At 65.0% G+C, this 25585-nt stretch carries 31 protein-coding genes; 18 read left to right on the forward strand and 13 right to left on the reverse strand.

The window, feature by feature from the left end; genetic code table 11:
- The coding region (locus KO516_RS13975) for a transposase (RefSeq protein WP_216004399.1) at positions 1-200 on the forward strand (200 nt) is incomplete at its 5' end.
- A gap of 29 nt (positions 201-229) precedes the next feature.
- Here the strand turns inward: KO516_RS13975 and smpB are convergent.
- The 4 genes from smpB to uraH form a co-directional block, all read right to left on the reverse strand.
- Positions 230-700, reverse strand: a complete 471-nt coding sequence (gene smpB / locus KO516_RS13980; protein ID WP_216004460.1) for an SsrA-binding protein SmpB — start codon at positions 698-700, stop codon at positions 230-232.
- A 38-nt stretch (positions 701-738) separates the two neighbouring features.
- Positions 739-2061: a sensor histidine kinase gene (locus KO516_RS13985; RefSeq protein WP_216004400.1), complete on the reverse strand. Its 1323-nt coding sequence runs from the start codon at positions 2059-2061 to the stop codon at positions 739-741.
- The gene (locus KO516_RS13990; protein WP_216004461.1) at positions 2058-2792 is read right to left on the reverse strand and encodes a response regulator; all 735 of its coding nucleotides are present in this window, start codon (positions 2790-2792) and stop codon (positions 2058-2060) included. The genes KO516_RS13985 and KO516_RS13990 overlap by 4 nt, the downstream gene beginning before the upstream one ends.
- Before the next feature lie 72 nt (positions 2793-2864).
- Positions 2865-3221, reverse strand: a complete 357-nt coding sequence (gene uraH, locus KO516_RS13995) for a hydroxyisourate hydrolase (protein WP_216004401.1) — start codon at positions 3219-3221, stop codon at positions 2865-2867.
- A 126-nt stretch (positions 3222-3347) separates the two neighbouring features.
- On the opposite strand from uraH, the gene puuE reads away from it, so the two are divergent.
- From puuE to KO516_RS14015, 4 genes are all read left to right on the forward strand, one after another.
- Positions 3348-4760, forward strand: coding sequence for an allantoinase PuuE (gene puuE, locus KO516_RS14000; protein WP_216004402.1), 1413 nt, complete (start codon positions 3348-3350; stop codon positions 4758-4760).
- Positions 4761-4774: 14 nt separating this feature from the next.
- On the forward strand, positions 4775-5596 hold the full coding sequence (locus tag KO516_RS14005; RefSeq protein ID WP_216004462.1) for a bifunctional allantoicase/(S)-ureidoglycine aminohydrolase: 822 nt from the start codon (positions 4775-4777) through the stop codon (positions 5594-5596).
- The gene (locus tag KO516_RS14010; protein WP_216004403.1) at positions 5593-6090 is read left to right on the forward strand and encodes an ureidoglycolate lyase; all 498 of its coding nucleotides are present in this window, start codon (positions 5593-5595) and stop codon (positions 6088-6090) included. Before KO516_RS14005 ends, KO516_RS14010 begins: the two co-directional genes overlap by 4 nt.
- A 76-nt stretch (positions 6091-6166) precedes the next feature.
- Positions 6167-7615 (forward strand): uracil-xanthine permease family protein, encoded by a 1449-nt coding sequence (locus tag KO516_RS14015; protein ID WP_216004404.1) that lies wholly within the window; start codon positions 6167-6169, stop codon positions 7613-7615.
- A gap of 49 nt (positions 7616-7664) precedes the next feature.
- Here KO516_RS14015 and KO516_RS14020 read toward each other — a convergent pair whose 3' ends face one another.
- A complete protein-coding gene (locus tag KO516_RS14020; protein WP_216004405.1) occupies positions 7665-8261 on the reverse strand; it encodes a hypothetical protein in 597 nt (198 codons plus the stop codon).
- 171 nt (positions 8262-8432) lie between these two features.
- Here KO516_RS14020 and KO516_RS14025 point away from each other — a divergent pair, with 171 nt between their 5' ends.
- The 4 genes from KO516_RS14025 to queG all read left to right on the forward strand — a co-directional run bounded on the left by KO516_RS14025 (position 8433) and on the right by queG (position 11317).
- Complete coding sequence (locus tag KO516_RS14025; RefSeq protein WP_216004406.1) at positions 8433-8717, forward strand: hypothetical protein; 285 nt, start codon at positions 8433-8435, stop codon at positions 8715-8717.
- Entirely contained in the window at positions 8689-9393 is a 705-nt protein-coding gene (locus KO516_RS14030; RefSeq protein WP_216004407.1) for a hypothetical protein, read from the forward strand. The genes KO516_RS14025 and KO516_RS14030 overlap by 29 nt, the downstream gene beginning before the upstream one ends.
- A 154-nt stretch (positions 9394-9547) precedes the next feature.
- Entirely contained in the window at positions 9548-10213 is a 666-nt protein-coding gene (locus tag KO516_RS14035; protein ID WP_216004408.1) for a glutathione S-transferase family protein, read from the forward strand.
- A gap of 78 nt (positions 10214-10291) precedes the next feature.
- Positions 10292-11317: a tRNA epoxyqueuosine(34) reductase QueG gene (gene queG, locus KO516_RS14040; protein ID WP_216004409.1), complete on the forward strand. Its 1026-nt coding sequence runs from the start codon at positions 10292-10294 to the stop codon at positions 11315-11317.
- 3 nt (positions 11318-11320) lie between these two features.
- Here the strand turns inward: queG and KO516_RS14045 are convergent, their stop codons facing one another.
- Positions 11321-11800 carry a hypothetical protein gene (locus tag KO516_RS14045; protein WP_216004410.1) on the reverse strand — a complete coding sequence of 160 codons (480 nt, stop codon included), beginning with the start codon at positions 11798-11800 and terminating at the stop codon, positions 11321-11323.
- Between the two features lie 229 nt (positions 11801-12029).
- Between KO516_RS14045 and msrB the strand changes: the two genes are divergently transcribed.
- From msrB to KO516_RS14080, 7 genes are all read left to right on the forward strand, one after another.
- Positions 12030-12476, forward strand: a complete 447-nt coding sequence (msrB, locus tag KO516_RS14050; protein WP_216004411.1) for a peptide-methionine (R)-S-oxide reductase MsrB — start codon at positions 12030-12032, stop codon at positions 12474-12476.
- On the forward strand, positions 12473-12979 hold the full coding sequence (gene msrA, locus KO516_RS14055) for a peptide-methionine (S)-S-oxide reductase MsrA (protein ID WP_216004412.1): 507 nt from the start codon (positions 12473-12475) through the stop codon (positions 12977-12979). Before msrB ends, msrA begins: the two co-directional genes overlap by 4 nt.
- A gap of 349 nt (positions 12980-13328) precedes the next feature.
- Entirely contained in the window at positions 13329-15332 is a 2004-nt protein-coding gene (locus KO516_RS14060; RefSeq protein ID WP_216004413.1) for an NADPH-dependent 2,4-dienoyl-CoA reductase, read from the forward strand.
- Positions 15333-15422: 90 nt separating this feature from the next.
- Positions 15423-15983, forward strand: a complete 561-nt coding sequence (locus KO516_RS14065; RefSeq protein ID WP_216004414.1) for a type 1 glutamine amidotransferase domain-containing protein — start codon at positions 15423-15425, stop codon at positions 15981-15983.
- 215 nt (positions 15984-16198) lie between these two features.
- A complete protein-coding gene (locus KO516_RS14070) occupies positions 16199-17104 on the forward strand; it encodes a LysR family transcriptional regulator (RefSeq protein WP_216004415.1) in 906 nt (301 codons plus the stop codon).
- Between the two features lie 160 nt (positions 17105-17264).
- On the forward strand, positions 17265-18032 hold the full coding sequence (locus KO516_RS14075; protein WP_216004416.1) for an ion transporter: 768 nt from the start codon (positions 17265-17267) through the stop codon (positions 18030-18032).
- 63 nt (positions 18033-18095) lie between these two features.
- Positions 18096-18443, forward strand: coding sequence for a YigZ family protein (locus tag KO516_RS14080; protein WP_216004463.1), 348 nt, complete (start codon positions 18096-18098; stop codon positions 18441-18443).
- Here the strand turns inward: KO516_RS14080 and KO516_RS14085 are convergent.
- From KO516_RS14085 to KO516_RS14100, 4 genes are read right to left on the reverse strand one after another with little or no spacing between them, the layout of a single operon-like run.
- Positions 18440-19339 (reverse strand): OmpA family protein, encoded by a 900-nt coding sequence (locus KO516_RS14085; RefSeq protein ID WP_216004417.1) that lies wholly within the window; start codon positions 19337-19339, stop codon positions 18440-18442. The genes KO516_RS14080 and KO516_RS14085 overlap by 4 nt on opposite strands.
- On the reverse strand, positions 19314-19883 hold the full coding sequence (locus tag KO516_RS14090; protein ID WP_216004418.1) for a peroxidase-related enzyme: 570 nt from the start codon (positions 19881-19883) through the stop codon (positions 19314-19316). The genes KO516_RS14085 and KO516_RS14090 overlap by 26 nt, the downstream gene beginning before the upstream one ends.
- Complete coding sequence (locus tag KO516_RS14095; protein ID WP_216004419.1) at positions 19880-20611, reverse strand: N-acetyltransferase; 732 nt, start codon at positions 20609-20611, stop codon at positions 19880-19882. Before KO516_RS14095 ends, KO516_RS14090 begins: the two co-directional genes overlap by 4 nt.
- The gene (locus tag KO516_RS14100; protein WP_216004420.1) at positions 20608-21330 is read right to left on the reverse strand and encodes a molybdopterin-binding protein; all 723 of its coding nucleotides are present in this window, start codon (positions 21328-21330) and stop codon (positions 20608-20610) included. The genes KO516_RS14095 and KO516_RS14100 overlap by 4 nt, the downstream gene beginning before the upstream one ends.
- Before the next feature lie 48 nt (positions 21331-21378).
- On the opposite strand from KO516_RS14100, the gene sfsA reads away from it, so the two are divergent.
- Together sfsA and map are read left to right on the forward strand one after the other, a co-directional pair.
- The gene (gene sfsA, locus KO516_RS14105; RefSeq protein ID WP_216004421.1) at positions 21379-22080 is read left to right on the forward strand and encodes a DNA/RNA nuclease SfsA; all 702 of its coding nucleotides are present in this window, start codon (positions 21379-21381) and stop codon (positions 22078-22080) included.
- Positions 22081-22184: 104 nt separating this feature from the next.
- Positions 22185-23039 carry a type I methionyl aminopeptidase gene (map, locus tag KO516_RS14110; protein ID WP_216004422.1) on the forward strand — a complete coding sequence of 285 codons (855 nt, stop codon included), beginning with the start codon at positions 22185-22187 and terminating at the stop codon, positions 23037-23039.
- Between the two features lie 55 nt (positions 23040-23094).
- On the opposite strand, the gene KO516_RS14115 is transcribed toward map, so the two are convergent.
- The 3 genes from KO516_RS14115 to KO516_RS14125 all read right to left on the reverse strand — a co-directional run bounded on the left by KO516_RS14115 (position 23095) and on the right by KO516_RS14125 (position 25545).
- Positions 23095-23586: a hypothetical protein gene (locus KO516_RS14115; protein ID WP_216004423.1), complete on the reverse strand. Its 492-nt coding sequence runs from the start codon at positions 23584-23586 to the stop codon at positions 23095-23097.
- Between the two features lie 202 nt (positions 23587-23788).
- Positions 23789-24346 (reverse strand): 16S rRNA (guanine(966)-N(2))-methyltransferase RsmD, encoded by a 558-nt coding sequence (gene rsmD / locus KO516_RS14120; protein WP_216004424.1) that lies wholly within the window; start codon positions 24344-24346, stop codon positions 23789-23791.
- Complete coding sequence (locus KO516_RS14125) at positions 24343-25545, reverse strand: NAD(P)/FAD-dependent oxidoreductase (RefSeq protein ID WP_216004425.1); 1203 nt, start codon at positions 25543-25545, stop codon at positions 24343-24345. Before KO516_RS14125 ends, rsmD begins: the two co-directional genes overlap by 4 nt.
- Positions 25546-25585: the final 40 nt, after the last annotated feature.

Consider the following 25585-nt stretch of genomic DNA (forward strand, 5'->3'; position numbering starts at 1 on the left):
CAAGTACCCCTCTCGGGACATTGCTTTGCAATGCCCTGCCGGTCAAGTACGACAAGCGCAGATACAAGCGGCGCAACCGCATCGAGATCATGTTCGGCAGGCTCAAGGACTGGCGGCGGGTGGCGACACGCTACGATCGCTGTCCCAAGGTGTTCCTCTCCGCCATCGCTCTCGCGGCTCTAGTCATCTATTGGTTATGAATCCTGACCCTATAAACGGATATCTCCCCTCACCCCTGCTTCAACAACCTCTGCTTCTGCCGGCTCCAATCGCGCTTGGCTTCGGTTTCGCGTTTGTCGTGGTTCTTTTTGCCCTTCGCGATGCCGATCTTCAGCTTCACGATGCCCTTGTGGTTGAAATACAGCACCAGCGGCACGATGGTCATGCCCTTGCGCTGGGTCTCGTTCCATAGCCGCGCCAATTCCTTTTTCGAGGCGAGCAGCTTGCGCCGCTTGCGTTCCTCATGGCCGAACATGGCGCGCTCGTAGGGGGCGATATAGCTGTTGACCAGCCACAGTTCGCCGTTCTCAACCGCCGCGTAGCTTTCCGCGATGTTCGAGGTGTTCTCGCGCAGGGATTTGACCTCGGAGCCGGACAGGATGATGCCGACCTCGAGATCGTCTTCGATCGCGTAGTCGTAACGGGCGCGCCGGTTCTCGGCGATCACCTTGTAATTCGGGTCTGTCTTCGGTTTGGCCATGTCGTGCATGTAATGCGCGCCAAGGCGTCTGTCCATATCTAGGCGGGCAGGATCAGCTCGGCGTGTTCGCCGCCGCCGCTGCGGGCGCTCAGCGACAGCGTTCCGCCCATGCGCTCCATCGCGGCGGCGACGATGGCAAGGCCCAGCCCGCTGCCGGTGCCGCTGTTGGACGCGCGGAAAAAGCGTTCGGTGACGCGGGGGCGGAGGGCCTCGGCGATGCCGGGGCCGCGATCGCTTATGGAAAACCGCACAGTCTGCCCGTCGCGCGATAGCTCGGTGTCGACCGTGGTGCCTTCGGGTGAGGCTTCGATGGCGTTTTCCAGCAGGTTGCGCAGGGCGGCGTGCAGCAGCGGCGGGCGGTCGGTCTGCCACAGGCCGGGCAGGGCGTTGATCGACAGCGTGACGCCGCGCCGGTCGGCCAGCGGCGTCAGCTCGACCACGGTGCCACGCAAGACCTCGGCGGCATCGCGCTTTGGGCCTTGCGGGGTGTCGCGATCCACCGCCGCCATTTCGAGCAGTTGGCGCACCATGCGGTCCGAGCGTTTCACCCCGCGTTCGATCTGCAGCAGGGCGTAGGCGCGGGTGGCCTCGTCTGGGGCGAGGCGGGCGATTTCGGCCTGTGTGCGCAACCCGGCCAGCGGGGTCTTCAGCTCATGCGCGGCGAAGGCGGTGAAATTGCGCTCGCGCTCGCGGGCGCTGCTGACCCGCGCCAGCAGCCCGTTCAGCGAGTCGAGCATCGGACGCAGTTCGCGCGGCGCGCCGCGATCGTCGAGCGGGCCAAGGTCGGCGTGCCCGCGCCCCGCCAGCGCCCGGCCCAGCCGGTCGAGCGGGGCCATGCCGCGCCCGACGATGACCCAGATCAGCGCCGCCAGCAGTGGCAGCACCAGCAGCGCCGGAACCGCCAGCCCCTTGACCACGCCGCTGACCAGATGGTCGCGCATCGCGACGGCGTCGCCGACCATGACGCGAAACCCCAGCCCCGGCTCTTCGAGGGTAAACACCCGCCATTGCTCGCCGTCGACGTAGGTTTCGCTGAAGCCGTCACCGTCGCCCAGCTGTTGCGCGGGCGCGCCCTGCGAGCCGCCGATATATTGCCCGTCGAGTCCCCAGACCTGACAGGACAGTTGCCGCCGCATGCCTTCCGGCCCGGCATGCGACAGGGCGCGGCCTGCGATCTCGACCCCGACGCCGCCTTCGCCGATCAGCGAGGCGACCATGCGGGCCGATTCCTCGAGTCGGCGGTCCAGCACGCGGATCACCTCGGCGCGGGTGTTGTGCTGGGCCCAGAGCACGGCGCACAGCCAGATCGCCCCGGTGGCGGCCAGCAGGATCAGCAACAGGCGGCTGCGGATGCTGGTCATGTTTCGGGCGCTTCGCTGTGCCGCACCTCGGGTGCATCCTTGTGCCGCACCTCGGGTGCATCTTTGTGCCGTACCTCGGGTGCGAGGCGATAGCCTGCCCCCCGCACGGTCTGGATAAAGCCGCTGCCCAGCTTGGCGCGCAGGTGGTGGATATGCACCTCGACGGTGTTGCTTTCGATGCCTTCCTGCCAGCCGTAGAGCTTTTCCTCGAGCTGTTGCTTGCCAAGGATCGCGCCGGGGCGATCCAGCAATGCGGCCAGAACGCCGAATTCGCGGCGCGCAAAATGCACGTCGGCGCCGCGATAGCGCCCCGCCATGCGCGCCGTATCCAGCGTCAGCCCGTTCCACGACACGGTGTTTTCGGCCCTGCCCTGAGCGCGGCGGATCAGGGCGCGCAGCCGCGCCGATACTTCGGGCAAGGCGAACGGTTTGCCGAGGTAATCGTCGGCCCCGGCGTCGAGCCCTTCGACGCGGTCTTCCAGCGTGTCGCGGGCGGTCAGCATCAGCACCGGCAGGCTGTCGCCCCGGGCGCGCAGCCCACGCAGCAGATCGACGCCGGAGCCGTCGGGCAGCATCAGATCAAGCACCATGGCATCGAATCCGCCCGCCTCCAGCGCATGGCTGGCATCGGCGCAGGTTTCGACCGCTTCGGGGGAAAACCCGTGCAGGCGCAGCCCGACGGTCAGCCCGTCAAGGATCAGCGCATCGTCTTCGACCACCAGTACCCGCATCATCGCCTCATGCCCGCTTGCCCCCCTGCCTAACGGCAGATCGGCGGGGGGGCCACTGACGATGCCGTCAGTTCAGCTGCCGCGATAGGTGGAATAGCCATAGGCCGACAGCAGCAGCGGCACATGATAATGCGCCTGCACGTCGGCCATGCCAAAGCGCAGCGGGATCTCATCTAGGAACATCGGCGCCTCTCCGGCCTGCCCCGTGGCCTTGAGATAATCGCCCGCGAAGAACACCAGCTCATAGGTGCCGGGGGCGAAATCCTCTTTCGGCAGAATGGGTTTGTCGGTGCGGCCATCGGCGTTGGTCAGGGTTTCGGCAACCAGCGCGCGTTCGGGCGCAAGGCAGTACAGCTGGATTCTGACCCCCTCGGCGGGTACGCCCTTTGCCGTATCCAGAACATGGGTGGTGAGATATCCTTCGGCCATCGGCTGTGCTCCTTTTGCGGGCAATGCTGCGAAAAGCAGCAGATCCGCGACGATTGGTCGTGCGCGGGGTGTTCCGTTTCGATCAGAGCGCGATTATCGGAGGGATGCAACTCAGGAGGGCCCACCATGAACCGCTATCCCCGTAATATGATCGGCCATGGGCCGAACCGCCCCGATGCCGACTGGCCCGGAGGCGCAAAGATCGCGGTTCAGTTCGTGCTCAATTACGAAGAGGGCGGCGAGAACAACGTGCTGCACGGCGATGCGGCCTCCGAGGCGTTCCTGTCGGATATTCCGGGCGCGGCGATGTGGCCGGGGCAGCGGCACTGGAACATGGAATCGATCTATGAATACGGCGCCCGCGCCGGGTTCTGGCGGGTGCACCGGCTGTTCACCGAGGCCGATATTCCGCTGACCATCTACGGCGTCGCCACGGCGCTGGCGCGCAACCCAGAACAGGTCGAGGCGATGAAGGACGCGGGTTGGGAGATTGCCTCGCACGGGCTGAAATGGGTCGAACACAAGGACATGCCCGAGGCCGAAGAGCGCGCCAGCATTCTTGAGGCGATCCGGCTGCATGCCGAGGTGGTCGGCACGCCCCCGCAGGGCTGGTACACCGGGCGCTGTTCGGAAAACACCGTGCGGCTGGTGGCCGAAACCGGTGCCTGCGATTACATTTCCGATAGCTACGACGACGATCTGCCCTACTGGCTAGAAGTCGGGGAGCGTGATCAGCTGATCATTCCCTACACGCTGGAAGCCAATGACATGCGTTACGCGACCAGCCCCGGCTGGATCGAGGGCGAGATGTTCTACACCTACCTGAAGGATTCCTTCGACATGCTCTATGCCGAGGGCGAGGCGGGCAAGCCGGCGATGATGTCGATCGGGCTGCACAACCGTCTGATTGGCCGCCCGGGCAAGATTGCCGGTCTGAAGCGGTTTCTCGAGTACATCGAACGGTTCGACGGGGTCTGGACCCCGCGCCGCATCGACATCGCCCGGCATTGGGCGGCAAAGCATCCGCATCTGCGCAAGGAGCGGCCCAGCCAGATGGACCGCGAGACCTTTGTTGCCCGCTTCGGCGAGGTGGTCGAGCATTCGCCATGGGTCGCAGAGCGCGCCTGGGCGCTGGAACTTGGCGCGGCGCATGACCGGCCCGCGGGCTTGGCGAACGCCTTGGCGCGGGTGCTGCGCACTGCCTCGGATGCCGAGCGCATGGGCGTATTGCGCGCCCACCCGGATCTTGCAGGCAAGCTGGCCGCCGCCAAGGCGCTGACCGAGGACAGCAGCGCCGAACAGGCCAGTGCCGGGCTCGATGCGCTGACCGATGCAGAGCGCGCCCGCTTTACCCAGCTGAACGATGCCTATATGGACAAGCATGGATTTCCCTTCATCATTGCCGTGCGCGATCACGACAAGCCCGGTATCCTTGCCGCCTTTGAACGGCGGCTCGCGCAGGATACCATGGCCGAATTCGACGAGGCTTGCCGCCAGGTCGAACGCATCGCCCGGCTTCGTCTGGAGCAAATGCTTTGAAGCATGACCCCATCGTGACCTACGCCTTTCCGCCCGGTGGCCTGCCCGGTCAGGCCGGAGAACCCGACGCCAGCGCGGCGATCTTCACCGAGTCCTATGCCGTCATCCCGGCTTCGGTGATGTGCGACATCGTGACCAGCTTTCTGCCGGGCTGGGTCGGGCACCGGGTGTGGATTCTCGCCCGCCCGATGACCGGCTTTTCCGAGACCTTCGCGCAATACGCAGTGGAACTTTCGCCCGGCGGCGGCAGCAACGATCCAGAGCCGGACCCTGACGCGCAGGGCGTGATCTTTGTCACCCATGGCGAGATGCGCCTGACGCTGGGCCGCGACTCGTACGATCTGAAAGCCGGCAGCTATGCCTATCTGCCGCCCTCGGCGGTGTGGAGCATCTGGAACACCGGCGAGGTTCCGGCCGGGTTTCACTGGGTGCGCAAGCGCTGGACCCCGGTGCCGGGGATGCTGCCCCCCGAGGCCTTCGTGACCCACGAGCGCGACGTGGCCCGCACCCCGATGCCCGATTGCGACGCGGTCTGGGCAACGCAGCGCTTTGCCGATCCGCTCGATCTGCGCCATGACATGCACGTCAATATCGTCAATATCGAAAGCGCCGGGCGCATTCCCTTTGCCGAAACCCATGTGATGGAACACGGGCTTTACGTGTTGTCGGGCACGGCGCGCTATCTGCTGAATCGCGACTGGGTCGAGGTCGGCCCCGGCGATTTCATGTGGCTGCGCGCCTTCTGCCCGCAGGCCTGCATTGCCACCGGCGACGAGACCTTCCGCTACATGCTTTACAAGGACGTGAACCGCCACGTGTCGTTGTCGCTGAAATGACCACCATTGTTGCAAAACCGCTGAGCGCTGCCGCCTTCGCCCCGTTCGGAGATGTGCTCGAGATCGCAGGCGATCCCGACAAGATCATCAATCAGGGTCTTTGCGGGCGCTACCACGACCGCGCCGCACTGGATTTCGGCGCCGATGGGCGCGCGGGGATCAGTCTGTTCAACGCGCAACCGCGCGCGCTGCCCTATACGCTTGAGCTGCTCGAGCGGCACCCCGAGGGCTCGCAGGCGTTTGTGCCGATGCACCAGAACCCGTGGCTGGTGATTACTGCTGAGGCAGGTGAGGCGCCGGAGGCCCCTCCGGGGACGGTTCACGCTTTCCTCGCCGCGCCGGGACAAGCTATCAATTTCCATAAGGGCACGTGGCACGGGGTGCTGACCCCACTGCACGGTCCCGGCCTTTTTGCGGTGATCGACCGCATCGGCGACAGCGCAAACCTCGAAGAGCACTGGCTGGCAGAGCCGCTGCTCGTGACCGGCCCCTGACCCTTTGGGCGGGGGCGCACGCCTCCGCAGCAGGCCCGGCAAGAGGCCGCGGACCCAAGGGACAGGGAGCTTCCCCATGACCAAGGCCTCACTCGGCACGCCGGCGCAACTGGCGGACCCGAACTATACCCCGCCCATCGTTCAGGCGATTCCGCTGGGCATCCAGCATGTGCTGGCGATGTTCGTCTCGAACGTCACCCCGGCGATCATCGTCGCGGGGGCGGCGGGCTTCGGCTTCGGCTCGAACTCGCCCGATTTCCCCGAATTGCTGTACCTGATCCAGATGTCGATGCTGTTTGCCGGCATCGCGACGCTGTTCCAGACCATCGGCATTGGCCCGGTCGGGGCGCGGTTGCCGATCGTGCAGGGCACCTCGTTTGCCTTTCTGCCGATCATGATCCCACTGGTGGCCGGGCAGGGGGTCGATGCGCTGGCCGGCTTGTTCGGAGGCATTCTGGTTGGCGGCGTGTTTCACGCCTGTCTTGGCACGGTGATCGGCAAGCTCCGCTTCGCCCTGCCGCCGCTGGTCACCGGGCTTGTGGTTACGATGATCGGGCTGGCGCTGGTCAAGGTCGGCATCGAATACGCGGCGGGCGGTGTGCCGGCCAAGGCGTCGGGCAATCCGAGCTATGGCGGGCTGGCCAGCTGGTCGACCGCGCTGGTGGTGGTGATCGTCACGCTGTCGATCAAGTTCTTCACCCGCGGGCTGCTGTCGATTTCGGCGGTTCTGGTGGGCATCGTCGTCGGCTATTTCTACGCGCTGGGCATTGGCGTGCTGGCGTTCGACTCGGTTGTTGCCAGCTGGCAGAACTCGGCCGCCTTCGCCCTGCCGGTGCCGTTCAAATATGGCTTTGAATTCAGCTTTGCCGCGGTGGTCGGCTTTTGCCTGATGGCCTTCGTCTCTGCGGTTGAAACGGTCGGAGACGTCAGCGGCATCACCAAGGGCGGTGCGGGCCGCGAGGCGAGCGACAAGGAAATCGCCGGCGCTACCTATGCCGACGGTATCGGATCGTTCATTTCGGGGATGTTCGGCGGGCTGCCCAACACCTCGTTCAGCCAGAATGTCGGGCTGATTGCCATGACCGGTGTCATGAGCCGCCACGTGGTGACCATCGGCGCGATCTTCCTGATCGTCTGCGGCCTTGTGCCCAAGGTCGGCGGCGTCATCCGGACCGTGCCCATCGAGGTGCTCGGGGGCGGAGTCATCGTGATGTTCGGCATGGTGGTGGCCTCGGGCATGTCGATGCTGTCGGATGTAACGTGGGACAAGCGCAACATGGTGATCTTTGCGGTGTCGCTATCGGTGGGGCTGGGGCTGCAGCTCGAGGTGCTGAACGTGCCGCCGGGGGCACCCAACGCGCTGCAACATCTGCCCGACACGCTGCGCATCCTTGGCGCATCGGGCATTCTGCCCGCGGCGCTGCTGGCCATCGTGCTGAACCTTGTGCTGCCAACGCCGTTATCTGACGAATCGACCGAAGAGATCTCGGGCGGCATGGCCGGGCACGGCACGCCGGGCGAATGAGCCTGTGATCACAGGGCGCGCGCCGGGGTGGCGCGCGCGGATCAGGCCGTCAGTTGCCGGGGTAGCGGCGCGGCAGGTAGGGCGTTGCGCTAAAGCGTTCGTTTTGCTGCCAGCCGCTCTGCCTGTCGCGGCCATGGTTGCTGAACCGGTCAATGCAGCGCGCGTCAAAGCCAAGCGCATTGCCGTGTCGGGTGTTCAGCGCGACCCGGCATTGACCGGGCAGATCACGCAGCTGCACCCCCTGCCGGGCAAGGCAGTTTGCGTCATAGGCATCGTTGCGCCCGCGCTGATCGACGATGCAGCGCTGTGACAATTGGATGCCGCGGCGGGGCTGTTCGTGCCGGGGCTGTTCGTGCCGGGGCTGTTCATAGCGGGGCTGTTCATAGCGGGGCTTGTGCTTTTCGGCCTCGCGGCGATCCTTGTCCTTTTTCCTGTCTTTTTCGCGTTTCTCGTCCTGCTTGGCCTTGTTGGCGATGGCAGCCCCGAGGATGGCAATCGCTGCCGCCCCCGCGATCAGCTTGGCGGCGTCGTCGTTGCGCTTGTCGAGGCGGGTGGTGTCGGCGGCAACCGGGCTCGCGGTCAGCGGCACAATGGCGGTGATGGACATCGAAACGGCCAGAACGGCAGAGATGAAACGACGGGACATGGGCGTTCTCCTGAGGGCTTGCGAAGGCGCCGGTCGTGGCGCGCTTGCCATGCCAGACCGTCGCCTTGCCCTGCGGTTTCAGGCAATATCGGCCCGCCGTTATGGGATAACCGGCCGATTTTGCGCCGCCGCTATTGCCTTGCAGGGATCTGGCAGCGCAGGAATACGGTCATGAAACACGCCCTTCTCATCGCTCTGCTGGTCATCGGGATGCCTGCCGCCGCGCAGGCCGATTGTTTTGCCCAGTACAAGGCCAAGCAGGACAGCCCGCTGCGCCTGCATTTTGGAATCGCCCGCCTGTCGGGGGCCTGCCCCGACCGGCCCACCGCTGAATCCCAGCTGCGCGCACGTCTTGCGCAAGGCGGCTGGCAGTTGCTCAACATCGTGTCCCTGTCGCCCGACGAGCCGGGCGCCAAGCAGAAGGCGAATGCCGGTGAGTTCTACCTCCGTTACTGACGCCCGCCGGGCAGGCACGCGGCTGGTGAGCATCGGCATCGGCGTGATCACGGCGCTGCTGGTCGGCACGGCGGCGGTGTTGATGCTGACCCTGCCCGGAGCCAATGCCTTCAACGACCGGGTTGAGCGCATCTTTGTGCAGAACGATGCGCTGACCGGGCAGGGTGAGGTCAAGCTGCTCGAGATCCTTGCGCAGTCGGGCACTGTCTTTGCCGATACGCTGACCAGCTACCGCATGGTCATTCTGGTTCTGCTGCTCTTTGCCGCCGCGCTGCTGGTGGCGGCGCTGGTCTGCCTTGTCATGCTGGTGACGCTGAACCGACGGATGGCGCAGATCGAACGATCGGGGATTCAGGTCAGCTCGCTGATCATTTCGCGCGAGGAAAACACCGTTTACCTCAATACCATGGGGTTCAAGCTGACCGAGGCGATGATCGAGACCCTCGCGGTGCTTGCCGAGGCCCGCATGGATGACGAAATGCTGTCGGGGATCGAGGTCGAGGCGATGATCTCGGGCAAACCCGCCTCTGACTGCGAGGAATCCGCCGGGGCGATGCGCATCAAGCGGCTGCGCGACGGGCTGGGCAACCAGATGGTGAGCGAGCTTCTGGTCAAGACCATTGCGCGCAAGGGCTATGTGCTGGCCATCGACAAGGACGTGATCGAGGTCGTGTGACGCCCCGCGCGTCTGAATGAGCGTTCAAAACCGCTGGCAGCGCGGCGAAACCGGCAGGAAAACCGCAGAGAATCACGCGCACAGTTGCAACCGGGCGGGATAGAAGGCACACATGAGGTCGGATTTCCCTGTCTTCCCGGATACTATCGCTCCCATGGCAAAGCTCTATCATGTGCCGCTGTCGCCGTTCTGCCGCAAGGTCAGGCTGAGCCTTGCCGAGAAGAAGATCGAGTGCGAGCTGATCGAGGAGAGGTATTGGGAAAAGGGCAGCGATTTCATGCGCCGCAACCCGGCGGGCAAAGTGCCGGTGCTGCGCATCGACAACAAGATCATGTCCGAAAGCGCCGCAATCTGTGAATGGCTCGAGGAAAAGTACCCCGAGCCGCCGCTGATGCCGCGCTCGGCCGATGCCCGCTACGAAGTGCGCCGCATCGTCAGCTGGTTCGACGACAAGTTTCACAATGAGGTGACGTCGAAGCTGCTGTATGAACGGGTGAACAAGAAGATCATGAAGGCAGGGTTCCCGGACAGTGGCAACGTCAAGTCCGGTGCCAAGGCGATCAAGTATCACATCGACTACATGGCGTGGCTGCTGGATCACCGGCGCTGGCTGGCGGGTGATGTGATGACGCTGGCGGATTTCGCCGCCGCGGCGCATCTGTCGTCGCTCGATTATATCTCGGATGTGGACTGGAACCGCAGCCAGACGGTCAAGGACTGGTATGCGAAGATCAAGTCGCGCCCTGCGTTCCGCAATATCCTTGCTGATCAGGTGTCGGGTTTTCCGCCGCCGCCGCAATATGCCGATCTGGATTTCTGATCGCGAGGGCAGAGGGGGGCCAGCCCCCCGCCTTCGGCTCCCCCCGGGATATTTCGGGCCAGAAGAAGGGCCGGGCGCGTGTCTTTGAAGGCGGCGCTTGTCGAGGAGGCGCGGGTGGCCGGGTTTTCGGCGTGCCGGGTGTGTCGGCCATGGGATGTGCCGCAGGCGGCGGGGCGGCTGGCGGCGTTTCTGGACGCCGGATATCATGGGCAGATGGGCTGGATGGCGGAGCGGACGGCCTGGCGGGGCGATCCGGCAGCGCTCTGGCCCGAGGCGCGATCGGTGATCATGCTGGCAGAGAATTACGCGCCGCCGTTCGATCCGATGGAGATCGTTGGGCAGGGCGGGCGCGGTGCGATCTCTGTCTATGCGCAGAACCGCGATTACCACGATGTGGTGAAGAAGCGACTCAAGCGGCTGGGGCGCTGGCTGATCGACCGGGCCGGGGGCGAGATCAAGGTGTTTGTCGATACCGCCCCGGTAATGGAAAAGCCGCTGGGGCAGGCGGCGGGGCTGGGCTGGCAGGGCAAGCACACCAATCTGGTGAGTCGTGAGCTGGGCTCGTGGTTCTTTCTCGGGGCGGTTTTCACCACGCTTGATCTGGAAACTGACGGGGCAGAGCGCGATCATTGCGGTTCGTGTCGAGCCTGTCTTGATGTCTGCCCGACGGATGCGTTCCCGGCACCTTATCAGCTGGATGCGCGGCGGTGCATTTCCTACCTGACCATCGAGCATTCCGGGCCGGTGGACGAGGCTTTGCGCCCGCTGCTGGGTAATCGCATCTATGGCTGTGACGATTGCCTTGCCGCCTGCCCTTGGAACAAATTTGCCCAGAGTGCCGCCGAGGTGAAATACCACGCGCGGGATGAACTGGTCGGGCCGTCGCTGGCAGAGCTTGCCACGCTGGATGACGCCGGGTTTCGGGCGCTGTTCTCGGGCTCGCCGATCAAGCGGATCGGGCGCAACCGGTTCTTGCGCAATGTTTGCTATGCCATTGGCAATTCCGCCGACCGGGCGTTGCGCCCCGCCGTGCAGGCGCTGTGCGACGAGCCGGACGAGGCGCTGCGCGACGCGGCGCGCTGGGCGGCGTTGCGCCTAAGCTGACCGTCAGCTGCGATCGTCGATCAGGACCGTCACCTGACCGCTGCCCGAAGCGTAGACCCCCAGCACCTGATCCGAGGTGACGCCATCGGCCTCTAGCGCCTCTGTCAGCAACGTATCGCCGTCGATGCGGGTCTGCAGCATGTCGAGCTGGGTCTGCGCGCGGGACAGGGCCGTATCCAGGGCCGCGTCATTGCCCGAGCCGGTGGAATCGCTCGGCAATTCGGTGATGCTGAGGGTTTCGATTTGGGTGCCTTCGGGCATGTCTTCCATCGGCACGGCGACGCCGTCACCGCTTAGGCTGCCAACCAGTTCGGCGAGCGTTTCGGGCGGCGGGGTCAGCGGGCTGTCGGCCTCGAGCCGGGCGGCGGCATCTGCTTGCGCCTGCGCGGTAAGGTTGTTGGCGGCTTGTGCGGCTGCGCCTGTGGCAAGGCTGGCGACGAGCAGTGCGGCAAGGGCAGTTCGGGAGGTGCTGCGGCTGGTCATAGTGAATGCTCCTTTGCGTGGGATGCAGACAAATGTCCGGCGTGGCCGGCGGGATCCCATGCCTTTGCGAGCTGGCGGCAGACTGCCGGAACAGGGGGGCGGAAGCGGCGGTCTGTCGCCACCGCGTACAGATCAGCGGGAACCCGCCCGCTCACGCCCGCGCGAGAAGCCTTTGCAAAAGATGCAAACGCGCCCCATCTTGGACAGGACAGATCATGGAGGACCCCTCATGGCGTATGAACGCAATCCCGACGTTGTGGCCGCGCTCGACCCCGAGCAGTACCGCGTCACGCAGGAAAACGGCACCGAGCGCCCCGGCTCGGGCCAGTACCTGTCGAACAAGGCCCCCGGCATCTATGTGGACATCGTGTCTGGCGAGCCGCTGTTCGCCTCGGCGGACAAGTATGAAAGCGGCTGCGGCTGGCCGAGCTTTACCAAGCCCATCGAGCCTGCGCATGTGATCGAGCTACGAGATGTCTCCCACGGCATGATCCGCACCGAAGTGCGCTCGACCCATGGCGATTCGCATCTGGGGCATGTGTTTCCCGATGGGCCGCAGGATCGTGGCGGGCTGCGCTATTGCATCAACTCGGCCTCGCTGCGCTTCATCCATCGCGACGACATGGAGGCCGAAGGCTACGGCGCCTATCTTCAGCAGGTGGAGGACGTGGCATGAGCGAGCGCGCTGTTCTGGCCGGAGGCTGTTTCTGGGGCATGCAGGATCTGATCCGCAAGCTGCCCGGCGTCACCGGCACCCGCGTCGGTTATACCGGCGGAGATGTGCCCAACGCGACCTACCGCAACCATGGCACCCATGCCGAGGGCATCGAAATAATCTTCGACCCCGAGCGGATCTCGTTCCGGCAGTTGCTCGAGGTGTTCTTCATGATCCACGATCCGACCACGCTGAACCGGCAGGGCAACGATCTGGGCACCAGCTATCGGTCGGGCATCTATTACGTTGATGACGCGCAAAAACAGGTCGCCGAAGAGCTAATCGGCGAAATCGACGCATCGGGGATCTGGCCGGGCAAGGTCGTGACCGAGATCGCGCCGGTCGGGCCGTTCTGGGAGGCCGAGCCAGAGCATCAGGATTACCTCGAGCGCTTTCCTGCCGGGTACACCTGCCATTTCCCGCGCGAGCACTGGGTGCTGCCAAAGGCGAACGCAGCGGAATGATCTACAGGGGCGTTGAGGCGCCCCTGTCTTTGACGCAACAATGCGTTTGCCATCATTGCTTCGGGCGCCGCCTTGACGGGGTGAGCTGACATTCATGGCAAACGCCATTCTTGGGGGGCGCAGCACATCGTTCTCCCTCGCGGTCGTCGCCTCCGCCACCCAGCTGCGCTGAGCGAAGGAGTGTGCTGACCCCGGCCTGTCATTTCCACGGCTGTCGCAAGATGTCGGCCCCCCCCGGCGGCACGGTGTGCGGCGCTGATCGAGGTCTTCGTCACCCGTTCCTGACGCGACGTTTCGCGCGACAGGCGGGCGGGCGCGGGGCAGTCTCTGCCCTCGAAAGGAGACCCGCATGACCCAGTATCCGCACCTGTTCGCGCCGCTCGATCTTGGCCATCTGACCCTGCCCAACCGGGTGCTGATGGGTTCGATGCACACCAATCTCGAAGAGCGCGGTGACTGGTCCCGCGTTGCGGCATTCTATGCGGCGCGGGCAAGGGGCGGCGCCGGGCTGATCGTCACCGGTGGTATGGCGCCCAACGCCGAAGGCGCGGTGTTTCCCGGCGCGGCGGGGCTGTTCGATGTGCAGGACATCGCGAACCAGCGCCGCGTAACAGATGCGGTCCACGGCGAAGGTGGGCGCATCGCCATGCAGATCCTGCACGCGGGGCGCTATGCCTATGGCAAGGATTGCGTCGCCCCCTCTGCGATCAAATCTCCGATCTCGCCCTTTGCCCCGGCCGAGCTTGACGAGGCGGGCATCGAAAAACAGATCGCCGACATGGCCACCGCCGCCGCCCGCGCCCGCGAGGCGGGCTATGACGGGGTCGAGATCATGGGGTCCGAAGGCTACCTGATCAACCAGTTCCTTGCCGCCCGCACCAACCGGCGCAGTGACGATTGGGGCGGCAGCTATGACAATCGGATGCGCCTTGCCATCGAGGTGATGAAACGGGTGCGCGCGGCGGTGGGGCAGGATTTCATCGTGATCTTCCGGATCTCGATGATCGATCTCGTGCCGGGCGGCTCTAACCATGACGAGGTGGTGCAGCTGGCGCAGGTGATCGAAGCCGCCGGGGCCAGCCTTCTCAACACCGGCATCGGCTGGCACGAGGCGCGGGTGCCGACCATCGCCACCTCGGTGCCGCGCGCTGGCTGGGCGTGGGTGACGCGCAAGTTGATGGGCAAGGTGGGCATCCCTGTCATCACCTCAAACAGGATCAACACGCCGCAGGTCGCCGAAGATCTGCTGGCTTCTGGCGCGGCCGATATGGTGAGCCTCGCGCGGCCCTTCCTCGCCGATCCCGATTTCGTCGCCAAGGCGCGGGCGGGGCGGGCCGAGCTGATCGCGCCCTGCATCGCCTGCAATCAGGCCTGCCTTGACCATACGTTTCAGGGCAAGGTGTCATCGTGCCTTGTGAACCCGCTCGCGGGGCATGAGACCGAGCTGCTGATCGCCCGGGCCGACGCGCCACGCGATATTGCCGTGGTTGGCGCTGGCCCTGCCGGCCTGTCCTGCGCCATCACGGCGGCGCAGCGCGGGCATCGCGTCACGCTTTTCGAAGCCGATGGCCAGATCGGAGGCCAGCTCAACATGGCGCGCCGGGTGCCGGGCAAAGAGGAATTCCACGGCCTCGTCGACTGGTACAGCGCGATGCTGGCCGAGACCGGCGTGGCGCTGCGGCTGAACACCCGCGCCGATGCGGCCATGCTGCAATGCTTTGACGCGGTGGTTGTTGCCACCGGCGTGTTGCCGCGCAGCCCCGGCATTCCGGGGCAGGACGGGCCGAATGTCCTAAGCTACATTGATGTGCTGCGAGGCGGGGCCGAGGTTGGCCCACGCGTTGCGGTGGTCGGTGCTGGGGGCATTGGCTTCGATGTGGCGGAATACCTTGTGACCGGCGAAAGCCCGACCCTGAACCTGCCCGACTGGCTGCGCGAATGGGGCGTCACCGATCCCGCAGAGGCGCGGGCAGGGCTGGCCGAGGAAGGCGCGCAGCCCGACAAGGCCCTGCGCGCCGTGACGCTGGTGCAGCGCAAGGCGGAACGCCCCGGCAGGCGGCTTGGCAAAACCACCGGCTGGATTCACCGCGCTTCCCTGACGATGAAGGGCGTGAAGATGATCGGCGGCGCGACTTATGAGCGGATCGATGCGCAGGGGCTGCACATCCTGCGCAACGGCGTGCCAGAACTGATCGCCTGCGAGAATGTGGTGCTGTGCGCCGGGCAGGAAAGCCTGCGCGATCTCGCGGATCTTCCCGGCGAAGTGCATGTCATTGGCGGCGCCGATGTGGCCGCCGAACTGGATGCCAAGCGCGCCATCGATCAGGGGGTGCGGCTGGCCGCACGGCTGTAACTCACGCAGGCGTTATCGACGGTTCTGGAACGTGGCCCCCTCCTTTCGGCGTTGTCCCCGCAACTGAAAGACACTGGAAGGAGGCTCACGATGGCCAAGATCACCGAAGCAAAGATCCTCATCATCTCCACCAACGGGTTCGAGCAGTCCGAGCTTGAATTCCCCCGAGATCAGCTGCGCGCCAAAGGCGCAGAGGTGCATGTCGCCACGCTTGACGGCAAGGCGATCACGGGCTGGGAAGGCACTGACTGGGGCCGCGAGGCCGAGGCAGACCTTGCGGTCGAGGATGCGGATGCCACGAAATATGACGCGCTGGTCATTCCCGGTGGCCAGATCAACCCGGACATCCTGCGCACCAAGCCCGAGGTCATCGCCTTGGTGCGTGCCTTCGCCCATCAGGGCAAGGCCATCGCGGCGGTCTGCCATGGCCCCTGGGTGCTGATCGAAGCAGAGATCGTCGCGGGCCGCGAGATGACCGGCTACCCGTCGATCCGCACCGATCTGAAAAACGCCGGGGCGCGCGTGATGGATGTTCCTGTCGCTTGCGACAGCGCGATCATCACCAGCCGCTCGCCGGATGACCTTGAGGCATTTGTCGCCAAGATCGTCGAGGAGGTCGAGGAAGGCCGCCACAACCAAAAGGCAGCCTGACGCATCGGCACGACGCTATCGAGCGCGCCGCGTCCCTTTCTGGGGCGCGGCGTTTTTTGCGCCGCCGGGCGGTTTCCGACGGTCCGACAGTGCGCCAAGAATTCCCGCCATTGTCGCGCCAGCGTCCCAATCGTGCCCGAATTGCCCCGCATAGCTAGTGTCCAGCGGAGCGATGAAGCCGTTCCATTCAAGGCAAGTACGATGAAGGAGACGGGATGGATCGCCTGACCGAGATGGAGGCCTTTGCCATGGTGGTGGACCAGGGAGGCTTCACCGACGCGGCAAAGAAGATGGGCATCTCGAAATCGGCGGTGTCCAAACACGTCTCATCGCTCGAGGCCCGGCTTGGGGCGCGGCTGTTGAACCGCACCACCCGGCGGGTGTCCCCGACCGAGATCGGGCTGGCCTATTACGACCGGGCCCGGCGGGTTCTGAACGACGCGGGCGAGGCGGATGCGCTGGTGACGTCGATGCAATCTGCGCCCTCGGGGCTGCTGAGGATCTCGGTCGCGACCGATTTCGGCGTCAACCATCTGTCGCCAATGCTTGGGGAATTCCTCGCGGATTTCCCGGACATCACCGTGAACATGGTGCTCAACAATCGTTATGTCGAGCTGATCTCGGAAGGCTTCGACATGGCGTTGCGCATCGGCGAGCTTGAAGACAGCACGCTGCGGGCCCGCAAGCTGACCGAAACCACCAAGCGGATGATCGCCTCGCCCTCGTATTTCCAGAAATACGGCCGGCCGATGCGCATCGACGATCTCAACGAACACAAGCTACTGCATTATTCCAACCAATCCTCGGGCAATGTCTGGAAGGTCACCGCGCCGTCGGGCGAAAAGCGTCAGGTGCGCACGGCGGGCTGGCTGTCGGTGAACGACGGGCAATCGTTGCTGAATGCCTGCATCGCCGGGCTGGGCATCGCCTACCTGCCCTCCTACCTGTATTCCGAGGCGATGCGGGATGGCCTTGTCGTCGATGCCATCCCCGATCTGCCCGTCGAAACGCAAGGCATCTACGCCGTCTATCCGCCGGGTCGGTTTACCCAGCCCAAGGTGCGCGCCTTCATCGATTTTCTCGCCCATGCCTTTGCCGACAAGGGCCCGACCAACTGGTAAGTAACTGCCTGACCTGACTGCTCTTCCTCATGTCTTGTTCGCCAAGACCTGACCTTCGCTCCGGCCTGGTGCCGGAGCGTTTTTTACGTGCAGATGCTCTGGACCCGGACGGCTGGCCTGCTTAGATGCAAGGCGTTCACCTTATCGGAGCCTTTCCTCAATGCGCCAGAGCCTCGCCCGGATCGTCGATCACCCGGTGACCCGGACGGTGATCATCGCGGTGATCCTGTTCAATGCCGTGATTCTGGGGCTGGAAACCTCGCCTGCGGTCATGGCGCAGCTTGGGCCGCTGATCGTGGCGCTGGATACCGCCTGCCTTGCGATCTTTGTGGCAGAGCTGACGGCCAAGCTGATCGCGCGCGGCGGGCGGTTCTTTCGCAGCGGCTGGAACATCTTCGATTTCATCATCGTCGGCATTGCGCTGGTGCCCGCCGGGCAGGGGCTGGCGGTGCTGCGGGCGCTGCGCATCCTGCGGCTGTTGCGCGTGGTGTCGGTGGCGCCGACGCTGCGCCGGGTGGTCGAGGGGTTCATCGCTGCGGTGCCGGGGATGGCCTCGGTGTTCCTGCTGATGGGGGTGATTTTTTACATCGCCGCCGTGATCGCGACAAAGCTCTTTGCCGCCACCTTCCCCGACTGGTTCGGCAGCCTTGGCGCCTCGCTCTACACTCTGTTTCAGGTGATGACGCTGGAAAGCTGGTCGATGGGCATCGTCCGCCCGGTGATGGAGACACATCCCGAAGCGTGGATCTTTTTCGTGCCCTTCATCCTGATCACCACCTTTGCGGTGGTGAACCTTGTGGTCGGCCTGATCGTCAACTCGATGCAGGATGCCCATGCCGAGGAATCCAACGCCGCCACATCCGACCACCGCGACGAGGTCATCGCCCGGCTGCGCGCCATCGAGGAACGGCTGGACAGGCAAAGCTGATCTGCGCCTGCCAGCGGGCGGCGCGGCATTGCCCGCATGGCGCGGCCCGGCTACACCGGGGCCATGCGCACGCTCGACAACATCATCTCGGATCGCGGTTCGAAATACGCTGTTTCGGGCGCGCCCTGCGGCTCGGACGCCGAGGCCAAGCAGCTGATCAAGGCGCTTTGCCGCAAGAAGAAATTCGCCAAGGCCACGCATAACACATGGGGTCTGCTGCTAGAGAGCGGTCCGATCAAGAACGACGACGGCGAAAGCGGTGCGGGCATGGTGATCTTGCGGATGCTGGAACGCGAGGGGCTGAGCGGCCATCTTGTCGTGGTGACCCGCTGGTACGGCGGCAAGCATCTTGGCGGCGACCGTTTCCGCCATGTGCAGGACGCGGTGCGGATGTATCTCGACACGCTTTAGGGCAGCAGGACCGCCTCGATCCGCCGGTTCGCCTCGCGCCCCTCGGGGGTCAGATTGCTGGCGATGGGCGCAAGATAGCCTACCCCTTCAGCCGAAACCTGCCCCTGCGCGACGCCCCGCTGCATCAGATAGCTCACCGCCGCCCCGGCGCGGCGTTTCGACAGCGCGGTGTTGGCATCAAGCGAGCCGACCGCGTCAGTGTGCCCGACAAAGACGATGCGCCGCGTGGGGTTGTCGCCCAGATACCCCGCCAGCGCGTCGAGCGAGGGCACATCGCCGCCCAGCTCGACCGAGCCGCTTTCGAACAGCAGATCCGGCAGCATCACGTGCCCCACCGCTTCCAGCTCTGCCGCGATGTCCGTGGGGGGCGCGATGGCAACCGGCGCGACCTCGGGCCGGGGCGCAATGGCCTCGCCCGCCTGAACAAGCTGAAGATAGCCCGCCGCGCCGGATTTGCTGGCCAGCAGGGTCACCCAGTCGCCCTTTTGCCCCCGTGCCGCCAGAAAGCGAAAGGCGGTCAGGTCGACATACATCTCGGGGGCGGGGATCACCTCGGTGCCAAAGCGGAAATCAAAGCCGCCGCAGCGCGTGGTGCGGCATTCGAACACCACGTCATAGCCCTGTGCCACCAGCCCGTCGCGCAGCGGAGACAGGATCTGCAAGGTGGTCAGATCGCTCGAGTCGATGCGCCATGCCTGCCGCAGGATGCGCCCTTCGACGACCAGATCCGGCACGCCGCTTTGGGTCCACGGCCCGGTCGGCACCGCATAGCTGCCCGGATCGCTCACCGTCTCGCTCATCAGTCGCGCGCCGCTCGGCAGCGCCAGATCGAGCGCCGCCGCCGGTCCCGCCAGCAGGACCAGAAGCGCCTTAGCGAGCCTGCGCGTGATAGGCATCGTTCGGGGTCATGGCGGTGGCCGAGGCCACCCGGTTGGTCATGTTGAAAAAGCCCGTGACATTGGCGATATCCCAGATGTCACGGTCCCTGAAACCGGCGTCGCGCAGCGCCTCTCGGTCGTATTCGGCGATTTCGGCGCTGGCCTTGGTCATCTTTTCGACAAAGCTCAGCATGGCGCGCTGACGATAGGGCAGATCAGCGACGCGCCAGTTCATCACCAGCATCTCGCCCAGCTTGGGATCGCCCGACAGCGCGCGCACCGCCGCCCCATGGGCGGTCAGGCAGTAAAAGCACTTGTTGATCGATGACACCACGACGGCGATCATCTCGCGTTCCAGCTTGGTCAGGCCCGAGTCGGCCAGCATCAGCTCGTTGTAGAGCGCGGTGAAGCTGTCGAGCTTGGCGATGTCAAAGGCATGCGCCTTGAGCACGTTTGGCACCATGCCAAGTTTTTCTTCGCAGATGTCGAAATATTTCTGCGTCTTCTCGGGCAGCGGATCGACCATCGGCAGGTCGAGAGCGGTCGGCAGGTCCTTCGTCATGTCGCGGCCTCTGTCTTGATGCGGTAATGGTACTGTCCCACGCATTCGAAGCCGAGGGAAGCATAGAGCCCGTTGGCCGCAGCGTTGTCTTGCAGGCACAGCACCGCCATCCACTGCGCGCCGTTGTCCTGCGCCCAGATCGCCGCGCGGCGCATCATCCACTTGCCCAGCCCCTTGCCACGATAGGCGGGTCGGATCTCCAGCGCATGGACCATGGCAATATCCTCGTGGATGCCGCAGAATCCGGTTCCCGCAGGCTTGTCGTCGAGCCGTCCGAGAATGCCGGTCTTGGGGCCCTTGACCCGGTGCATCACCCGCAGCCGCGCCGGGCCGATGCCCGCTTCGGCCCAAAGCTCGCGCATGATCGCCAGCGGCTCCCAGACGGCAAAGGTCATCACGCGCGGCATGTCCTCGGGAATCAGCGCGGCCACCGGCAGCACCCACAGGTTCACCGGGTCGATCAGATCGTAGCCGGCTGCGTCGAGGGCATCGTCAAGGCGCCGCTCGCCTGCGCGCAGCATGAACAGCGCGTCCTGCCCCAGCAGGCGCATGGCGGTTTCGGCGGCGGCAAGATCGTCCGGGGTCCACGCGCCGGTTGCGGTGGCGCAGGACACCCGCTTGCCGCCGCCATCGCCCTCGCGCAATGTCCACGGCCCGGCGGTGACAGCGCGCGCGCAGGGCCATGTGCCGTCGATGGCCTCGTAAAGCCGGGGCAGCGCCGGGGTCATGCGGGGAACAGTTCCGCCAGCCGCATCATCGCCGCGTCGACCCGCGCGCCATCCTGTCCGCGGATCACGATGTTGGCGCCGTAGATGCCATCCTTCTGAAACGGGTAGGAGCCGATGGACAGGTCGGCATATTCCACCGCCAGCTTGCCGAGCGGGCCGGCGATCTCGCCTTCGCCGCGCTGGATGCGCAGGGTCTGCGACAGCAGCGGAGCGCCGCCCGTCAGCGTCGGCAAGACGCTGGCCAGCATCGCCTCGAACACGGCGGGCACCCCGGCCATCACATGCACATTGGCAATGATGAAGCCGGGCGCGACCGAGACCGGGTTGTCGATCAGCTTTGCCCCGTCGGGGATGCGTGCCATGCGCTGGCGGGCCTCGTTGAACTCGCTGCCTTGCCGGTCGTAATGGGCATGCAGCAGCTGATAGGCATCTTCGCGCACGCCGATGGGCGTGCCAAAGGCGGCGGCGACGCAATCGGCGGTGATGTCATCATGGGTCGGCCCGATCCCACCCGAGGTGAAGACGCTGCCATAGGCCGCGCTCAGCGCCTTGACGGTGCTGGTGATAGCTTCGGGGTCGTCGGCGATGAACCGGACCTCGCGCAGGTCGACGCCGATCTTGGTCAGCTCCTGCGCAAGGTAGTGCATGTTGGAATCGCGGGTGCGGCCTGACAGGATCTCGTCTCCGATGACGATCATGGCGGCGGTGGGGTTGGTCATGGCGCTGCCCTCCTTGGCGCTTGTTCTGCAATGGTATAGGCCCACGCCATGCGCTTTCAAACCCCGCTCGTGCCCGCCACCCTGATCCGCCGCTACAAGCGCTTCCTCGCGGATGCGCGGCTCGACGACGGGCGCGAGATTACCGCTCATGTCGCCAACCCCGGCGCGATGACCGGGATGAAAGAGATCGGCACGCGGATCTGGCTTGAACCCAATGACGATCCCAAGCGCAAACTGAAATATACATGGCGGCTGGCCGAGGTGGGCGGGGCCTTCATCGGCGTTGATACCAGCGTGCCGAACCGGATGCTGCGGGCAGCGCTGGAACGCGGTGTGCCGGGGTTGGAGGGCTATGCGACGGTGCGCCCCGAGGTCCGCTACGGCGAGAACAGCCGCATCGATTTCCTGCTCGAGGGCGGTGGTGTCCCCGCTTGGGTCGAGGTGAAATCGGTCACGCTCAGCCGAACGCACGGCCTTGCGGAATTCCCCGACACGGTGACGGCGCGCGGCGCAAAGCATCTGGCCGAGCTGGCGATCCGCGCTGAGGCGGGCGAGCGGGCGGTGATGCTGTATCTCGTGCAGCGCACCGATTGCACAGCGGTGAGCCTCGCTGCGGACATCGACCCGGCCTATGCGCGCGCCTGGGCGCAAGCCACGGCAAGAGGCGTCGAAACCCTCGCCTTTGGCTGCGACATTACGCCCAAGTCCGTGTCCCTTGGCGCGCCGCTGCCCTTCCACCCCTGCGATTGATGCACATTCTATGCAGGCAAGGGGCGTCAGAGGCGGCTCTCCACTGGCATCTTCCACCCTTTACGTCTAAATAGATGACCAACACGCAGACGGAGCGCGCAGCCTTGAGACATGACACTGGCCGCCTCACACGGGACGGTATTCGCATTCACGAAGCAAATGATTTCGCCGGCATGGCGAAGGCAGGAGCTGTCGCGGCCAAGATCCTCGACGATCTTGTGCCGCACGTCTTTCCCGGCCAGACAACCGGCGGGCTCGAGGCGATCATCCGCGAACTGGTCGCTGCCAGCGGATCGACGTCGGCCACCATCGGCTACAAGGGCTATCAGCACGCCAGCTGCATTTCGGTGAATCACGTGGTGTGCCACGGGATTCCCGGCAGCAAGATCCCCAAGTGGAAAAATGACACCCATTCGCGCACCGATGATGCACTGTATGACGGCGATATCCTGAATATCGATGTTACGGTGATCGTCGATGGCTGGTTCGGCGATACCTCGCGGATGTATGTCGCAGGAGAGGCGAAGCCCTTTGCCGCGCGGTTGATCCAGGTGACCCATGACGCGCTGATGATCGGCATCGACACGGTCAAACCGGGCAAGACCTTCGGCGATATCGGCCACGCCATCCAGAGCTTTGTCGAGGGCCATCGCATGTCGGTGGTGCGGGATTTCTGCGGCCATGGCCTTGGGCGGGTGTTCCACGCCGCGCCCAATGTGCTGCATTATGGCCGCCCCGGAACCGGGCCGGTGCTCGAGGAGGGCATGTTCTTCACCATCGAGCCGATGGTGAACCTCGGCCGTCCCGAAACCAAGGTGCTCAAGGACGAGTGGACGGCGATCACCCGCGACAAGCACCTGTCGGCACAGTTCGAGCATTCGGTCGGTGTGACCTCTGACGGGGCCGAGATCTTTACGCCGTCTCCGGGTGGGCTGTTCTATACCCCAGCTTCTGCTTAGGCTCAGAGAGCAGAGGGGGGCCAGCCCCCCGCCTGCGGCTCCCCCCGGAGTTTATTCAGCAAGATGAAGATGGGCGCGGCGCCTTGTCTTCATCTTGCCGAATAAACTCCCGCCGGAGGCTGGCCGACCATTGCGGACAGGCGCTGGGATTTGGGTTATTGCACCGTGTCCAGAGTGAAGGGGCGGAGCAGTAGCTGCGGCTCTGGCGTGTGGCATGGGCAGCGCCGGAAATCGGAAAGTGGTGGCCAGACACCGCCAGGTGGCCGGTCGCAGCCATGTCGAGCAGGTGTCGGCGGCTCGTCACGGTTCGGGCAACGTAGATGTCGAGACCTTTGTATCGGTCCGGGTGGGCAAAGTTAATGAGGTCGTGATTCATCGCGGCGCCGGTGATGAGGCGCTGTTTAGCGTCTGAGTCAATCACAAGGCTCGTGTGGTCGGGGGCGGGTGCCGGAGGCAAACGCGACGCAATCTGCAGCGGTTGTGTTCCGGTGCTGGCGACGAATGGCGGCATCTCTGGAGCGACGCTCGCTGTGAATTCGTCCTGCATCCAGCAATCTGATTGAAGCCAGATGTCGTATCTGACAGGATTGCCTCGTCTAAATCGTTGTGGATGCTCCAGATGTGGACGGGCCGGGAGTGGGTGATGCTGTCAGGTGGGTTTCGGGACGGTGATGCTGCCCTCTCATGTCGCTGAACGAACGGATACATGCGAAATTGTTCTCGACATGCACCGCGCCCGGCGAGTCTTCTCATCGGGTGCGCAGCACCGTGACATGGGTGTCGCCATAGCGCCGGGTGTCCAGCAGCTCGAAGCCTTCGGGGGCGTGTTGAGGTGCGTTTTCTTCCCAGATCACCAGCGTTTCGGGGGCGAGCCAGCCGCCGGTGCGGGCTGCGTCTAGGGCTTTGGCCCCCAGCGCCTTGCCGTAGGGAGGGTCGAGAAACACCAGCGTTGCGGCAGTGTCTGTCGGTGGGAGGCGTGTCGCATCGCGGGGGATCACGCTCGTCTGCCGGTCGCAGCCAAGCAGCCGGATGTTCTCGCGCAGGATGCTCAGCGACTTGCGCCCGTCGTCGACAAAGGTGCAGGATACCGCTCCGCGCGACAAAGCCTCGAGCCCCAGCGCGCCGGTGCCCGCGAAAAGGTCGAGCACCACGGCATCCTCGAAAGGATCGCCAAAGCGGCCCCCGGCGAGCATGTTGAACAGGCTTTCGCGGGTGCGGTCGGTGGTCGGGCGCAGATGCGCTTTTGGGTCACCCTTACCGACGGATGTCAGGGCGCGGCCGCGCCAGTCTCCGGCGATGATCCTCACTTGAGCAGCGTCTTGAGGTCGGTGGCCGGGTCTGCCACGGCGTCCGGGTCAGGGGATTTTCCCGCTTCGATCAAACGCTTGCCCACCATGTAGGCGCGCGGGTCGTTCATCGCGTCCAGCGCCAGCAACGTTGCGCCCGCGTAGTACCAGTGCGAGCAGGTGCCCTCGCCCTTGCGCACGACCACGCGATCGTAGCCGTGGTTCAGCCCGGCGATCTGCAGCTTGACGTCGTATTGATCCGACCAGAACCACGGCTTTGCCTCATACGCCCGTCCGGCCCCAAGGATGTTGTCCGCCACCAGTTCCGCCTGATCGATGGCATTGCCGACGCTTTCCAGCCGGATCTGTGCGCCCTTGTGCGGGAAAGAGGCGCAATCGCCCGCTGCCCAGACATTCGGAGCCGATGTGCGGCCGGTGGCATCGGTGCGGATGCCGTTTTCGATGGCGATGCCTGCCGCTTCGGCCAGTTCCACCTCGGGCACGATGCCGACGCCGGCGATGACGAAATCGACGGGCAGCTTGGTGCCATCGGTCAGTTCTGCCGCCTCGACCCGGCCCGCGCCAGTCAGGGCGCCAAGGCCGACGCCTTCGCGGATGTCGACCCCATGCGCGCTGTGCAGGGCGCGGAAGAAATCCGCCGTTTCGGGAGCGGCGACGCGCTGCAGGATGCGCTCTGCCATTTCGACCAGCGTCACCTTGAGCCCGAGCTTTGACGCCACCGCTGCCGCCTCCAGCCCGATATAGCCGCCGCCGACGATCAGCACCCGCGCGCCCTTGGTGAACCGGGGCGCCATTGCATCTACATCGGCCAGCGTGCGCACGACGCAGACGCCATCCAGCGTGCCGCCGATGGCCGCGGGCAGGCGGCGGGGCTCAGACCCGGTGCAGAACACCAGATCGTCCCAGCCGATCATCTCGCCATTGGCGATCAGCGTGCGGGCCGACAGGTCGATGGCGGTGACCGGCGTGCCCAGCATCAGCTCGATCCCTTGCGCTTCGTAGAAATCGCGCGGGCGCAGGTAGAGCCGCTCTTGGTCCATTTCGCCCAGCAGATAGGCCTTGGACAGGGGCGGGCGCTGGTAGGGGGGCACGGCTTCGGCGCCAATCACGGTGATTTCGCCGTCGTGCCCCTCTGCGCGCAGGCGCGCCACCAGTGAGGCCGCTGCCTGGCCCGCTCCGATCACAACAACCTTGCCCATCCGTTCGCCTCTTCGAAAATTCGTTTGTATGTCCGGGCGG

The sequence above is a fragment of the Citreicella sp. C3M06 genome, assembly GCF_018860705.1.
GTDB lineage: Bacteria > Pseudomonadota > Alphaproteobacteria > Rhodobacterales > Rhodobacteraceae > Salipiger.